This is a genomic window from Vibrio sp. 1978 (assembly GCF_033344345.1).
Genome location: NZ_JAWPOP010000286.1, coordinates 1 through 834 on the forward strand (window position 1 = coordinate 1; position 834 = coordinate 834).

General features: G+C 44.6%; 1 protein-coding gene. It reads left to right on the forward strand.

Annotation, left to right across the window (positions count from 1 at the left end):
• Window positions 1–728: sterol desaturase family protein (locus R8N49_RS26120; RefSeq protein ID WP_318190325.1), on the forward strand; the 728-nt coding region annotated here is incomplete at its 5' end.
• Between the last annotated feature and the right edge of the window lie 106 nt (window positions 729–834).

The window sequence follows — 834 nt, forward strand, 5'->3', positions numbered from 1 at the left end:
AGACGCTCACCGTTAAACGTTCCTTTCGCTGGTTAAACAACCTCTCTTTGGTCGCCCTAAATAGCGCGATCATTGCATTAGTGATGCCTATTGCTGCGTTTCAAGCTGCGACCATTGCTCATGATCAGCATTGGGGACTATTCAATCTTCTGTCCCTGCCCGGTTGGTTAAATGTGTTGCTTGCTGTGATTGTTCTCGATCTCATCATCTATGTTCAGCACTTGGTTTTTCATCGCGTTAAACCGCTATGGAAAATTCATCGTATGCACCATGCCGATTTGGATATCGATGTCACGACTGGCGCGCGTTTTCATCCAATTGAAATCATCATCTCGATGGTCGTCAAAATCGCCTCGGTATTCATTCTTGGTGTTTCACCTCTCGCGATTGTGGTGTTTGAGATCATTCTAAATGCGAGTGCGATGTTCAATCACAGTAACGCAAAACTTGGGTTATCTATCGATAAGAAACTGCGAAAAGTCATTGTGACACCAGACATGCACCGCGTGCACCATTCGGTGATTGTGAAGGAAACCCATTCGAACTTTGGTTTTTTCCTTTCCGTTTGGGATAGATGGTTTGGAACGTATCGCGCACAACCAGCGCTTGGACATAACGATGTCGTGATTGGTGTGCCTGAGATCAGGGAAGCGAGAGAGCAAAGATTGGATAAGCTGCTGACACAGCCTTTTCGTTATCGCGAAGGCAAGGGCAAGAACGATGATTAAAAGAAAAACGTAGATGGAGTAACCAACAAAAAACAAATCACAGAGTTTATTATAGAGTTTTGGAGACCCCATCCACCGAAAGACTTGTCGAATTAACTTTCGACTA